The organism is Variovorax sp. LjRoot84 (assembly GCF_964254305.1).
Classification (GTDB): domain Bacteria; phylum Pseudomonadota; class Gammaproteobacteria; order Burkholderiales; family Burkholderiaceae_C; genus Variovorax.
Genome location: NZ_CAXUTE020000001.1, coordinates 3,564,922 through 3,579,043, shown reverse-complemented (window position 1 = coordinate 3,579,043; position 14,122 = coordinate 3,564,922). Strand labels below are relative to the sequence as shown.

Here is a 14,122-nt window from a genome sequence, read left to right as displayed (position 1 = left end):
GCGGCCGCGCCGCCGCCGGCCCGAAAGGAACCTGATGGACGCCCTGATCCTCGCCCGCATGCAGTTCGCGGCCAACATCACCTTCCACATCCTGTTCCCCACGATCAGCATCGCACTGGGCTGGCTGCTGCTGTTCTTGCGCTGGCGCTGGCTGCGCACGCGCGGCGGCGGCAATGCACCGCTGGCGCAGGGCTGGCTCGACGCCTACCGCTTCTGGACCAAGGTGTTCGCGCTGACCTTCGCGCTCGGCGTGGTCAGCGGCATCACCATGAGCTTCCAGTTCGGCACCAACTGGCCGGGCTTCATGGAGCGCGTCGGCAACGTGGCGGGGCCGCTGCTGGGCTACGAGGTGCTCACCGCGTTCTTCCTGGAGGCGGGTTTTCTCGGCGTGATGCTGTTCGGCCACGGCAAGGTCGGCGAGCGCGTGCACCTGCTGTCGACCTTCATGGTGGCCTTCGGCACCACGCTGTCGGCCTTCTGGATTCTTGCTCTCAACTCGTGGATGCAGACGCCCGCGGGCCACGAGGTCGTGAACGGCGAATTCCATGTCGCGAGCTGGCCGGCGGTGGTGTTCAACCCGTCGTTTCCGTACCGCTTCGTGCACATGCTGCTGGCCTCCGCGCTGACCTGCGCGTTCCTGCTGATCGGCCTGTCGGCCTGGCAGGTGCTGCGCGGCGTGGGACAGCGCAGCGCGGCGCGCGTGATGCGGGTAGGGCTCACGCTGGCGGCGGTGCTGATTCCGGTGCAGATCGTCGTGGGCGACATGCACGGCCTCAACACGCTCAAGCACCAGCCCGCCAAGATTGCTGCCATGGAAGGCGTGTGGGAGACCGGGCGCGGCGTGCCGCTGCTGCTGTTCGCGATTCCCGACGCCGAGGCGCGCAGGAACCGCTTCGAGATCGCGGTGCCGAATGGCGCGAGCCTGATCCTCACGCACGAGGCCGACGGCGAGATCCGCGGCCTGAACGACTTTGCCGGCGCGCATCCGCCGCCGCTGCCGATGTTCTTCGCCTTCCGCATCATGGTCGGCATGGGCGTGCTGATGCTCGCGACCAGCTGGCTCGGCTGGTGGCTGTACCGCCGCGCGCGCTGGCAACCGGCGCTGCTGCCGCGCGCGCTGCTGTGGCTGTTCGCGGGGATGACCTTCTCGGGCTGGATAGCCACGGTGGCGGGCTGGTACGTCACCGAGATCGGCCGCCAGCCCTACATCGTCTACGGGCTGGTGCGCACGGCCGACGTGGTGTCGAAGGTGCCGCCCGCGATGATCGGGCTCACGCTCGCGCTCTACATCGCGCTGTACCTCGCGCTCATCGTGGCGTACGTCGCGGTGCTCAAGTACATGGCCGAGAAGCCCGACGAGGTGCTGGTGACCGAGGCCGTCGAGCGGGCCGCGACGCCGCCGGGCGCGATCACCGCGATCACCGCGCCGATGGCCGAAGGAGGCCGCGCATGAGCTTCGACGCCGCGTTGCCGGTGATCTTCATGGTGCTGATGGGCGCCTCGATGCTGGTCTACGTGGTCAGCGACGGCTACGACCTTGGCGTGGGCATGCTCATGCACCGCGCGAGCGACGCCGAGAAGGACGTGATGGTCGCCTCCATCGGCCCGTTCTGGGATGCCAACGAGACCTGGCTGGTGCTGGGCGTGGGCATCCTGCTGGTTGCCTTCCCGAAGGCGCACGGCCTGGTGCTGGGCGAGCTCTACCTGCCGGTGGCGCTGATGCTCGTCGGCCTCACCTTGCGCGGCGTGGCCTTCGATTTCCGCGTGAAGGCGCGCGACAGCCACAAGCGCACCTGGGACCGGCTCTTCTTCGCGGGTTCCACCCTGGCCTCGGTGGCGCAGGGCTGGATGCTCGGGCGCTACATCAGCGGCTTCGGATCCGGCTGGAACTATCCCTTGTTCGCCGCCGCCATCGCCGTGGCGCTGCCGATGGCCTACGTGCTGATGGGCGCGGCCTGGCTCATCATGAAGACCGAGGGTGCGCTGCAGGAGCGCGCCGTGCAATGGGCACGCACCGCCTGGGCGCCGATGGTCGGCGGCATGCTGCTGATCTCGATGGCCACGCCCTGGATCAGCCCCGAGGTGCGCGAGCGCTGGTTCGCGCTGCCCGAGATCCTGGCGCTGGCCGCCATTCCGCTCATGACCGGCGCGGCGCTGCTCGCCGTGCGCGGCCTGCTGAACACGCGCATGGTGCGCGGGCCGGTGTGCTGGCTGCCTTTCGTGCTGCTGGTCATGGTGTTCGTGCTCGGCTTCCTGGGGCTGGCCTACAGCATCTATCCCTACGTGGTGATCGGCCAGCTCACGATCTGGCAGGCGGCCAGCAGCGCACCGGCGCTCAAGGTGATCCTGGTGGGCGTGTGCATCTCGGTGCCGGCCATCGTGGGCTACACCGTATTCTCCTACCGGGTCTTCCGCGGCAAGACCGGCGAACTGCGCTATGCCTGAGCAGACACTGGGCCTGAATGAAACCACCCGTGACACGCGCCACCGGGCAGCCACTGATGCGGCCCGCGCGGCCTTGTGCAATAACGGGTTCATGAATTCACGGGAGCCGGCCCGGCGCTTCGACTTGCCTTCCGACACTCAAAGACGCTGGCGCGGCCTGCCGCGCTGGTGCGGCGCGCTGGCGCTGGTGGCCCTGGCCGCCGTCGCCGGCCATCACCTCGCCATGCAGAACGGCCTGGCGCGGCTGCGCGAGGCGGCCGACCACCGGCTCGACATGCTCGCGACCGGGCTCGATGCCGACCTGGCCCGTTTCGAGTATCTGCCAGCGCTGCTGGAGATGACGCCCATCGTTCCGGCGCTGCTCGGCACGCCGTCGGACTCGAGGCTGCGCGACGCGGTCAACCGCTACCTCGACGGCGTCAACGCCACCGCGGGCGCGGAGATGCTCTATGTGCTCGACGCCGCCGGCACCTCGCTGGCGGCGTCCGACTGGGACCGGCCCGGCACCACCATCGGCCAGGACCTGTCGTTCCGGCCCTACGTGATCGATGCGCTGGGGCAGGGCAGGGGCCGCTTCTACGGCGTCGGCATCACCAGCCGCAAGCCCGGCTACTACCTCTCGTACGCCTTGCGCCACGACCAGCCCGCGCGCGGCGTGGTGGCCGTCAAGGTTAATCTCGAGGAGTCCGAGCGCGCCTGGCGCATGCTGCCAGGCAACGTGGCGCTGATCGACCAGCGCGGCGTGGTGATCCTCGCCACCCGCGAGGACCTGAAGTTCCGGCCGCTGTGGCCGCTCGACGCTTCGCAGCGCGCCGAGGTGCAGCGCTCGCGCCCCTACGGCGAGGCCGGCCTGCAGCCGCTGCAGTGGACGCAGAAAGAGGCGCTGGCGCGCAACGTGCAGGTCATCGCGCTCGACGGCGTGGACCAGCTCGCTTCGACGCGCGCGCTGCGCGGGGCGCCTTGGCAGCTGGTGGTGCTCGACGATCTGGCGCCGGTGCGCGTCGGTGCACGTTACGCGGCCATCACAGCGAGCCTGGCGATGGCGGTGCTGCTGCTGATCGCCGTCACGCTGTGGCAGCGCCGCCGCGCCGTGCGGCAGAAGCTGGCCAACCAGGCCGCGCTGCAGGCGGCGCACGACTCCCTCGAGTCGACCGTGGTCGCGCGCACCGCCCAGCTGCGCGCGGCTCAGGGCGAGCTGGTGCATGCCGGCAAGATGGCGGCGCTGGGCCAGATGTCGGCCGGCGTGGTGCACGAGCTGAATCAGCCGCTCACGGCGATGCGCACCCTCTCGGAAAGCGCCGCCATCCTGCTCGACAAGAGCCGCTTCGATGACGTGCGCGGCAACCTGCAGCGCATCCGCGGCATGGTCGATCGCCTGGCGCGCCTGACCTCGCAGCTCAAGACCTTCGCGCACAAGAGCGAGCTGCCGCTCGCGCCGGTGCCGATGGCGCAGGTCGCGGCCGACGCGCAGGTCATCGTCGCCGAAGCCTCGAAGAAGAACGGCATCGTCATCGAGGTCGATGTGCAGCCCGCCACCCTGAGCGTCATGGCCGAAGAGGCCGCGTTGGGTAGCGTGCTCGTCAACCTGATGCGCAACGCCATCGACGCCATGCAGGCATCGCCGCGGCGCACGCTGCGCCTGGAAGCGCGACCGCAGGACGGCCGCGTGATCCTGCGCGTGAGCGACACCGGGCCGGGCATTCCGCCCGACATCCTGCCGCGCCTGTTCGAGCCCTTCGTCACCAGCAAGCCGGCGGGCACCGGGCTGGGCCTGGGCCTCGTGATCTCGGCACAATTGGTGCGGGCCATGGACGGCACGCTGCGTGCCGCCAACCTGCCGGACGGCGGCGCCTGCTTCGTGGTCGACCTGCCGGCCGCCATCCGCACCATCCTTACCCCCACCCCACAGGAGTGATCAAAAAGTGAGTGAAGCCCCTGCCATCCGGGTGCTGTTGGTCGAGGACGACGAAGACGTCCGAATCAGCACGACCCAGGTGCTGACCCTGGCCGGTTTCGAGGTCGAATCCTTCGCGAGCGCCGAACGCGCGCGCGCGCAGATCGGTTTCGGCGTGCCTGCCATCGTGGTCTGCGACGTGCGCCTGCCGGGCCTGAGCGGCACCGAATGGCTGATCGAGCTCCACAACGCCGACGCCGAGCTGCCCGTCATCCTGGTCACCGGCCACGGCCACATCGCGATGGCAGTGCAGGCCATGCGCGAGGGCGCCTACGACTTCATCGAGAAGCCTTTCAGCTCCGAGCGGCTGGTGGCCATCGTGCGCCACGCCATCGAGCGCCGGCAGCTCACGCTGCAGGTGCGCGCGCTGCGTGATGCGCTGGAGAACTGGCACGGCATCCAGGCAGTGCTGATCGGCCGCTCGGCGCAGATGCAGCAGGTGCGCCGCACCGTGATGACCTTGGCTGAGACCTCGGCCGACGTGCTGATCTACGGCGAAACCGGTACCGGCAAGGAGCTCGTCGCCCGCTGCCTGCACGAGCACAGCGAACGTCGGCGCCAGCATTTCGTGCCGCTCAACTGCGGCGGCCTGCCCGAGGCGCTGGCCGAGAGCGAGTTGTTCGGCCACGAGGCCGGCGCCTTCACCAGCGCCAACCGCGTGCGCGTGGGCAAGTTCGAATACGCCAACGGCGGCACGCTTTTTCTCGACGAGATCGAGAGCATGCCGATGGCGGTGCAGATCAAGCTGCTGCGTGCGTTGCAGGAGCGCTCCATCGAGCGCATCGGCTCCAACAAGGCCATACCCTTCGACTGCCGCGTGGTGGCCGCGAGCAAGGACGACCTCAAGGATATGAGCGACCGGCAAAAGTTCAGGGCCGACCTGTACTACCGGCTCGGCGTTGCCTTCATCGAGCTGCCGCCGCTGCGCGAACGGCGCGAGGACATCCCTCTGCTGTTCGAGCATTTCACGCTGCTGGCGGCCGCGCGCTATGAGCGCGTCGCGCCGATCCTGAGCGGCGCGCAGGTGGCCGACCTGATGGCCTACGCCTGGCCCGGCAACGTGCGCGAGCTGCGTAACGTGGCCGACCGCTTCGTGCTTGGCCTGCTGGGCGAGCGCCTGACGCAGGCGCGCGGCAACGCCGAAGGCATGCCGGCCTTGCCGCGCGGACTGCCGCAGCAGGTCGAGTCCTTCGAGCGGGCGGTGATCGTCGAGGCGCTGCGCAAGCACCAGGGTGACCAGCCGGCCACCGCCAGCGCGCTGGCGATCGCGCGGCAGACGCTGCACGACAAGCTGCGCAAGCTCGGTATCACGGCGGAAGAATTCAAGTCTTAGTGCCTGGGCGTGCCTCGTTGCCCGGAACGGGTCGAGAATGACGGCATGTTTTCCCTGTCCGTCGTCCAGAACGCAAGGCAGCGCGCCCTGGCAGACGGTGCACTGCAGCCGATCGAGACTCAGACCATCCTCCTCGACAGCGATGGCGTTCGGTTCGTCGTGCGCACGGTGTCGAGCCTCGCGCGCAAGGACAAGGCGCGCCATGTCGCGGCGGCCACGGATCCACTCGGCGACTACGACCGTTCTCTGTTCGTAGGTGACCTCGCGCCTTCGCACTACATTCTGCTGAACAAGTTCCAACTGCTCGCCGGCCATGTGCTGCTCGTCACGCGCCGCTTCGAACGCCAGGAGCGCCTCCTTACCGTTGAGGATTTCGCGGCGCTCATCGCCTGCCTGAGCGAGGTCGATGGACTCGGCTTCTACAACGGGGGCGTCGAAGCCGGGGCCAGCCAGCGGCATAAGCACCTGCAGCTTGTGCCGCTCCCGCTTACACGCGAAAGCCCGGACCAAGTGCCGATGGAGCGGGTGCTCGGCAGCGGTTCACCGCTGCCGTTCAGGCATGCGTTCGCACGTCTGGCGCCGCAAGCGACGGCTCCCGAGTTGCATGTCCTCTATCGCGAGCTGCTTCATCGGTGCGGCATTTCCGCTGTCGCCGCCGAAGAGGGCGAAGTTCAGTCGGCACCTTACAACCTGCTGATTCGCCGAGGCTGGATGCTCGTCGTGCCGCGTTCGCGCGCATGCTTCGAATCGATCTCCGTGAACGGGCTCGGCTTCGCTGGCTCATTGTTCTTGCGTTCGCAAGAGGAACTGGACCGCGTCCACGCAGTGGGACCAATGCAGGTGCTGCGCGCGGTGGCGATGCCGCAGGACGTGCCTCATGACGTATGACCGATCTGGACAACGTAAGCCCACCTTGCCAAACTGCCCCGCATGGCACTCCCCCACGCATCATCCGGTCAGGTCGTGAATCTCGGCGCGCTCGACGTGCAGGCGGCGGAGACCTGTGCACTCCTGAAGGCCGGCGACATCGAGATCATGTGGCTGGTGCTGCCGGCCGGCAAGCAGGTCCCGTCGCACGCCGTCTCGACGTCGATGACCTTGCAGTGCATGCGCGGAAGGGTCGAGGTGCAGTTCGACGGCAGCGTGAAGCTGCTCGAGGCCGATCAGGTGATGTACCTCGCCGGCGGCGTGCCGCACGGCTTGCATGCGCTGGAAGACACCAGGCTGCTGATGACCATCGTGCTGCCGGCCAGCCGCACCGACTGAGTCGGAGCGTGGCGCCCCGTCTCGCGAGGCTCAGCTCACCTGAGCACGTAGCTCGCAAGCACGCTCTGCACCTCGTAGATGCTGAGCTTCTTGTTGAACTGCTTCTGGATCGGAGCGACCGTCCCCGAGATCCATATCTTGAGCTCGGCATCGAGATCGAAGGTACCGGCGGTCTCGACGCTGAAGTGCGTGATGCTCTTGTAGGGAATGGAGTGGTATTCGACCTTGCTTCCCGTAATGCCTTGCTTGTCGACCAGGACGAAGCGCTTGTCGGTGAACACGAAGTAGTCGCGGATGAGCTGGTAGGCGTGCTCGACCACTTCCCCTTTCGCCAGGATCTGGCTGAACTCCTGCTGAATCTTTGCAGGGTCGATCTTGGCTGCGTTGCCAAGCATTCCATCAAGTAGTCCCAAGGTTGCTTCCTTCCAAACTCGTTCAATACACGCGACCGTCGCCGGTCTTTAAGAGCTGCGCGGGGCGCAGCGCGTGGGTAATGTAGTGGGTGGGGCGCACCGCCGCGGAGCCACCCTCCCTACGCAGACGGTCGAGTCTGATGCACGCTTCGCGATCCTACTCAAGAAGAACAACGAATCGCGGTCATCCCAAGAATCGGCCGTCGATTCGATCGCGCATTCCGTAATATCGCGTTGCCAAGGCCACGCCAAGGTGGCGAAACGCGTGGAATGCGAAGCTCTTCATGTGTCGGCTTCAACGCCATGTCCGCGACGTTCATGCCGAGAAGCCGTTGCCCAAGCAGCGAGCCGATCGCTGTGGAAATGGCGATGCCTCGTCCGTGCACCGCCCGCGCGCTTCCCTGGCGCAACACGACGCCGATGGCGCGCTGGCCTTCGAACAGCACCTTCAAGACTGTCGCCCGCGATCGGATTTGAAGGTTCGGTCTTCGCTCTGCAGGCTTCAGGTACGCCCGGGAGGCGCTCCAGCGCACGCCTCCGTGGATGTGGGCTTGGGCGATGTGGAGGCCTTCCTGGTTCCGCGCGTTATGGTCCGAGGCGAGCGGGAATCCGGCCTGCTCGCCCGCGCGGAGAAACTGGTGATAGAGCGGGAAGTCGGCCTTGCACCGGGAGACTTGCAACGGACCTTGGTCACCACGCCATTCGCTTCCGCCCTCCGAGAAGGTCTCCATCTTCTTGAAGTACGGCAGGCAGTCGCTCCAACTCCAATCGGAGAGCCCGTTCTGGGCCCAGCCGTCGTAGTCGAGCGGATTGCCGCGGTTGAAGATCATCGTGTGCGGCCGGGTCCAGCGTTGCCTTGGTGCGCGTCCTTTCAGGCAGCGACCGGCTTGGTCGCTCGACAGGCCAAGGAAGGCTCTAGTCAGCGATCCTCAAGATCGGAAGACGCAACACAATCGCTGATGTTAGAAACATCAACTGGTTGCACGTCAGAGCCCGCCGCTGTTTTCCCTGATGTCCGTGCAGCCGCTGTGCCTGTCGTCGATGAGGAAGGAGCACCCGCCGAGGACTGAGGAATGGATTTGACAGGGGAGGAGCTTTCCCCACCTCCGCCACCTCCACATCCACTTGTGAAAATAGCGACACATAACATGACGGTCTGCAACCAGTTCTTTCGAAAGATCATCGTTTCGACCTCTTTCACAATGGGTGAACAGACCATCTGAATACCTCTCATCTATTCAATGTCGATTGCCAACCCTGTTCACTGCGCAGCAGTGCTGGTCGGCGACGAAGAAGGTGGCGCAGTCGAGCCAACACTCGCATCATCTTTAGGTCCATCCAGGGACCGAAGATATTCGACCAGCGCATCCGAATCTGCAGGCGACAAGTTCGGTGCATTGCTATTTCCATGACCGGAGACGATCAGATCCTTTGTCGTTGCCTTCTGGCCATTGTGGAAACTGGACGCATTGCTCCAGATCCCATGCAAAGTTGGCGTGTCGAACCCTGCACCGGCGAGTTTCTTGCCACTGCCTTTGCCCGAGCTGGGTTGAATAGTCCCTACATCGTGCCGTTGTCCATCACGCATAGCGAGACCGGAATGGCAAGTGATGCACTGCAGGTCGCCGAATAGTTTCTTACCTTGCAGGGCCGTCACGCTCAAAGCTCCATCGGCGTTGCGTACCGGACTGCGCATGTACTTGTCGAGCGAAGCAAGGTATGCAGCCAAATCGTCCAGCTCGGGGCTCTTGCCGGCCTTCCGCGCTCCCAACGGGTCGGCCGTGACCCCGAAGTCCGCTTGAGTCATGAAGCCAGTCCCCCCGAACTCCCGACGAATGTCGTTCTCGAAGTCCTGGACTTCATCGAAGTTGGCACTCCAATGCAGATTGCCATGGCCCAGTCCGGCACGCCCTAGCAGAGAAATGGTGCGGCGCATGCCTTCACCGCGCTGAGTGAAGTCCCATACCATCCCGTCATCTCCGCCATCCACATGACAACTCGCGCATGAGATGTAGCTTTCGTTGGACATGCGGGTGTCGCTGGCGTTGTAGAAGAGCTTCTTGCCGCGCAGCACGGATGCCTTCAACGGCTCGGTCGCGACTGTTGAAACGTAGTGAAGCAACGGAGCGTCAGCGTTCTTACCGGAGTGAATCGTGCTCACGTCATACGCAGATACCGAACGATCGAGGAAATTGTTGGTGAACAACAACTTGCGCTCAGCATCGATGTACAAGCCATGCGGCGTACTCCGCATCCGAGTGATCTGAGCCCCCCGACTACCGCTGTAGGCATCGGCGACCGTTACCGTATTTCCCTCCATCTGGGCAACGAAAACGAAGTCGCCCAATGGCGAGAAGACTGCCGCTCTCGACGGCGGCTGATTGTCGAAGTCGATCTGACTGGCGGGGAGGTCTTCACCCTTGGCAAGGTCCACCTGATTGAGCACGGAGCGCACCGTTTTATCGTGATCCAGCTTCCGGCCGTCTCGGCACTGGCCGCGCAGAATATTGTCTTTCTTAGAAGGCAAGACCGCGCGCAAGCCATCTGGCGAGATCACGACCTGATGCAGGTAGTTGGGAACACCGCGCGCACCTGCTTCGGTATCAACGGTGGTGGTATCGACCCGGAGCACAATCGTGCGTCGAGTATTCATCCCGGCCAGATCGACCTCGTACAGCTCACCCCCGCTGCGTTTTGACTTGAAGCGCGTGACATAGGCCGTTCTGGCGTCCCCCGTCACAGCGATGCCGCGGCCGCCGCCGGGTGGTAGATCGAGGGAGCTGCGCCTCTCACCTGTTGTCGGATCAAAGCTGATGAGCTTGGACTTGCTCTCCAATGTCAGCAACCCCATTACGCCGCCCGGCGCGAATACCACGCTATGCGGCCCGCTGCCGTAGTCCAACGCGACGGTAGTTGAAACTGCACCGGTCACCGCATCCAGTGCGACCAGCTTGTCTTCGCCCTGAACCGCCACCCAGACGCGTCCATTCGGCCCCACAGCCACAGTACGCGGCTCCTCCCCGACGCGGGTCTCCCACTTCTTGACGAGTTTCCGGGGATCTCGCGCATCCACCGCCGCTACTGTTCCGCTGTCGGAATTGACGCTGTAGATGTAGGCTCCACGGCCCGTGATGTTCGTGCTGTGCACGGGTGCATTGGCAGTCAAAGGAGCAGTCACGGCCAACACGAAACTGTACCGAACTTCCACCCCATCACTCTGTTTAACGGTCAAGATCACGCTGTAGTGTCCGGGCCGATTGAACAAGCGCGTGTACTTCGGATCGCTGGAGAACGGCGTACTTTGCCCATCGTCGAAGCGCCAGCTGTACTGCGCACCCTTGCCCCCCATCAACGGAGGATCGAACGCCACTTCATTGCCATAGAGCACGGGTTTCATCCCCAATTGTCCGATCACGACCTGCTCGTTCATCTTCTTGACCTCGTCGTCGGTCAGCACCCGGTCGTAGACACGCACATCAGCGAGCTCACCCTTGAACCAGTCCGGACTGTCTTGAAGTTGACCTAGAAACTTGAACTTGTTCTGCAGCCCCATCGCACCCTTGACCCCACTTCCGGTGAACTTGGTACCGTCGACAAACATGGTCATCGCGCCGGAGCTGGAATCGCGTGTCATGATCACGTGATGCCACTTGCCGTCATTGATCGGTGAACCCGACTTGACACCCGGATTGGTCTGCGAGTGGTTACCCACCGTCAGCCTCAGGTCGCCCTTGCCGTCGATCCAGCCCCAGAAAACATCATTGTCGGCAGCCGCCTGGTCGCGCCCGAAGATGCCCGGCGCCAGCCATTGGCTGTCGACTCCTGTCTGCGAGGTCTTCATGTAAAAGCTCACCGAGGCGGTTCCACCAAGGGTTGTGGCCGCAGAGTCGCTTTGCAGCGGGATGCCGCCGGCGCGCGAACTGAAATCCATACCAATGCGTCCATAGACATCCTCACCACTCGTGGGGATGCCGTTGTTCTTCCCGATGGTGTCGTCCAAGCTCCCATTGAGCGGCCAGTGGTTGACCATCCCTGCATCGACCGCACTGCGGGTCGTAAAACTGAAGGTGTAGTCTTCCACCAAGGCGTTCCCGGCATAGTCCTTCAACCCGCCTTTCCTGAGTACCACCTCGTAGGTCGTTTCCAGCTTGAGCGGCTCCTTGGGCGAGAAGTTGATGATGCCGAGCTGGGCACTGTAGAAGCCTTCTATCGCCGGGCTATTCCCGACAGAGGGATTGGCTGGTTTGACACGGACAATGAAGTTTTGAGCGTTTACGGTCTCGGGCCGGATGTTGTCAGTCAGCGCGATGCCGATACGCGTAGTCAGCGCTGTGTTCTTCTCGTCGGCACGTGGCGAGATCTGACGTACCTTTGGCGCTGTCGTATCGGGGCCGGTCGCATGCGGCATGAAGCCGCTACCGTTGCCATGGTCGTTGCCGACATACACCAGGTTCCCCAGGAAAGTCACCTGGCCATGGTCTGAGTGGTCTCGCTCCGTCTTGTCCTCGAACAGGCTTCCAGAACCAACCTCCTTGTAGTTCTTGGGGTCGCGGACATCGACCTTGTGAATATAGTGTTGCGCTCCCTGCATCACGTAGTCGTCCTGCGTAGCGCAATACAACTGCTGATTGATGACCAGCGCGCTGTTCTCGAGAACGATGTTGTTGCGATCACTGATATCAAGGGTGTGCATCTTGGCGCCATCGTTGCGCATGGAGCCATGGACCTTGACGCCATCGAAGCAGGTCGCATAGTAGAAGGGCAGCGCCCCTTTCGTAGCGAGCAGCCGGGGATTCAGCGGGTCGGAGATGTCCAGGCTGGATATGCCCTTGTCGGTCGCCTCCATGGAAGTGATCACCATGTGATTGCCCATGGTGAAGATCGGCCCCACATTGAAGCTTCCCAGTTCGCTCGTAGGCACAGGATTGGGACGGCCTTGGCCTCGATCGGCGTACTTGGGATTGGCCGGATCACTCGCATCGATGATGTGGATCCCATCGTCCGATGACGCGACATACACATAGGGTGCCTGCCACCAGAGTTGCCAGCTCACATCGAAGTAGTCCCCGGCATTCACGCCCTTGAGTTCGAGGCGCTTGGTCGGCTTGATATCTTCGATGTCCGTGAAATCCCAGAACTCGATGCCCTTGATGCTCGGGACGACGACGTACACCTTGCCCTTGATGGTCGACGTGCCGATCGCGTGCGACTCCCGGAACTGGCTGGTCTTACCCTCCGGTTCATAGATCTTCTTCTTCAGCTTGATCTTCTGCGGGTCCGAGACGTCATACACCAGAAATCCCCCTGGCCCACCCCCGCTGTCAGGCGTGAACATGGTGACGAAGTAGCCATTGAGCATCAGGCCCACGTTGGTGCCAAAACGCTTTGCCGTCTTGTACTTGTTGGGCACATCTCCGCCTTCACCATCCCGGACCATGTAAAGCGGCTTGAACAGCTCCTCCTTCTTGAAGGAAGGGTTGCCAAGACCAGGCCCCTGGGGGATCTGGGGAGAGGCCCGGTCGAGCTGATTGGCGAGATCAGTGAAGGCTGTCAGTGCGCCAGACGCCATGTTGGCGACCGTCGTCACCGGATTCGTGCCGGTGATGCCGGCATGGGTCAGCAGGCTTACAAACACCAGCAGGATCACCGAGGTCAACTGTCGGATCTTCATTCTTGCCCCATTTCTTCTTGCGCCGTTGACACCCGTTCTTCAATCAACTTCGTCTCGATCAACTGCGCGCTGTCGAGAATGATCATTGCCTTCTCGAGCCGGCTTTTCGCCTCTGCGCAAAGCGGCCAGCGCTACTTTGCTTTCAGGTTCACTCTTGGGATACGCCGCCGGATTCGTAGATGTCCCAGGCCGCCTCGGCGCTCGCGCCGCGGTGGATCATGGCCATCAGCGCACTGACCACCGCTGACGGATTGGCGTGCTGGTATACGTTGCGTCCATAGACCATGCCGACGGCGCCCTGGTCCATCAGCACGCGCGAACGCGCGAACACCTGCCGCAGGTCTTCGCGCCCGCCGCCGCGCACGAGCACGGGGCAGCGCGCGGCCTGCACCACGCGGTGGAAATCCGGGGGGTCGCTGGTCGGGTCGGCCTTGACGATGTCGGCGCCCATCTCGCGCGCGAGGCGCACCAGCGCGACGATCTTCTCGGCGTCGCCGTCGACCATGTAGCCGCCCTGGTCGCTGTGCGGGCGCATCACCAGCGGCTCGATCATCAGCGGCATGCCGTAGCGGTCGCAGTCGGCGCGCACGCGCGCAATGTTCTGTACGCACTGGCGGAACAGTTCGGGCTCGTTCGGCAGCATGAACAGGTTGACGACCACGCAGGCCGCGTCGCGCTGGATGGCTGGCAGCACCGGGTCTTTCTCGTTCTGCAGCACGGCCCACATCACGCGGTGCGCGGTGGCGTTGTAGGGGTTGCCCATGTCCAGCCGCATCACGAGCGCGGGTTTGTTGCTTCCCGGGCGGTCCTGCAGCAGGTCGGACTGGCCGTAGTTGAGCTGGATCGCATCGGGCGCGGCGGCCACGAGCTTGTCCATGACCTGGGGCATGTCCTGCAGGCCGTTGAGGAACGAGGGCTCGTTGCACACCCCGTGGTCGAGTGCGATGTCCAGGCAGCGGCCGTTGTTCAGCAGCCGGTTGAGCCGCGCGTCTTTGTCCTTCGACATGTGGAAAGAACTCCTTGTTGGCAGAAATGAAGTG

General features: G+C 64.1%; 10 protein-coding genes. 6 read left to right on the top strand and 4 right to left on the bottom strand.

The features are described from left to right. Positions 1-34: 34 nt before the first annotated feature. The 6 genes from ACSQ9I_RS17820 to ACSQ9I_RS17795 all read left to right on the top strand — a co-directional run bounded on the left by ACSQ9I_RS17820 (position 35) and on the right by ACSQ9I_RS17795 (position 6,998). Positions 35-1,453 (top strand): cytochrome ubiquinol oxidase subunit I, encoded by a 1,419-nt coding sequence (locus ACSQ9I_RS17820; RefSeq protein ID WP_436309271.1) that lies wholly within the window; start codon positions 35-37, stop codon positions 1,451-1,453. After that, complete coding sequence (locus tag ACSQ9I_RS17815) at positions 1,450-2,445, top strand: cytochrome d ubiquinol oxidase subunit II (RefSeq protein ID WP_093107978.1); 996 nt, start codon at positions 1,450-1,452, stop codon at positions 2,443-2,445. The genes ACSQ9I_RS17820 and ACSQ9I_RS17815 overlap by 4 nt, the downstream gene beginning before the upstream one ends. Positions 2,446-2,569: 124 nt before the next feature. Next, positions 2,570-4,360 carry a sensor histidine kinase gene (locus ACSQ9I_RS17810; protein WP_436313948.1) on the top strand — a complete coding sequence of 597 codons (1,791 nt, stop codon included), beginning with the start codon at positions 2,570-2,572 and terminating at the stop codon, positions 4,358-4,360. Between the two features lie 7 nt (positions 4,361-4,367). Further along, complete coding sequence (locus ACSQ9I_RS17805) at positions 4,368-5,732, top strand: sigma-54-dependent transcriptional regulator (RefSeq protein ID WP_436313947.1); 1,365 nt, start codon at positions 4,368-4,370, stop codon at positions 5,730-5,732. Positions 5,733-5,777: 45 nt separating this feature from the next. Further along, complete coding sequence (locus ACSQ9I_RS17800; protein WP_436292790.1) at positions 5,778-6,620, top strand: ATP adenylyltransferase family protein; 843 nt, start codon at positions 5,778-5,780, stop codon at positions 6,618-6,620. A gap of 42 nt (positions 6,621-6,662) precedes the next feature. Beyond that, positions 6,663-6,998, top strand: a complete 336-nt coding sequence (locus ACSQ9I_RS17795) for a hypothetical protein (protein WP_436292791.1) — start codon at positions 6,663-6,665, stop codon at positions 6,996-6,998. Between the two features lie 35 nt (positions 6,999-7,033). On the opposite strand, the gene ACSQ9I_RS17790 is transcribed toward ACSQ9I_RS17795, so the two are convergent. The 4 genes from ACSQ9I_RS17790 to ACSQ9I_RS17775 form a co-directional block, all read right to left on the bottom strand. Further along, entirely contained in the window at positions 7,034-7,411 is a 378-nt protein-coding gene (locus ACSQ9I_RS17790; protein ID WP_436292792.1) for a PH domain-containing protein, read from the bottom strand. A gap of 161 nt (positions 7,412-7,572) precedes the next feature. Then, the gene (locus tag ACSQ9I_RS17785; RefSeq protein ID WP_436292793.1) at positions 7,573-8,241 is read right to left on the bottom strand and encodes a GMC family oxidoreductase N-terminal domain-containing protein; all 669 of its coding nucleotides are present in this window, start codon (positions 8,239-8,241) and stop codon (positions 7,573-7,575) included. A 431-nt stretch (positions 8,242-8,672) separates the two neighbouring features. Beyond that, on the bottom strand, positions 8,673-13,082 hold the full coding sequence (locus ACSQ9I_RS17780; protein WP_436313946.1) for a LamG-like jellyroll fold domain-containing protein: 4,410 nt from the start codon (positions 13,080-13,082) through the stop codon (positions 8,673-8,675). 148 nt (positions 13,083-13,230) lie between these two features. Then, on the bottom strand, positions 13,231-14,088 hold the full coding sequence (locus tag ACSQ9I_RS17775; RefSeq protein ID WP_436313945.1) for a class I fructose-bisphosphate aldolase: 858 nt from the start codon (positions 14,086-14,088) through the stop codon (positions 13,231-13,233). Between the last annotated feature and the right edge of the window lie 34 nt (positions 14,089-14,122).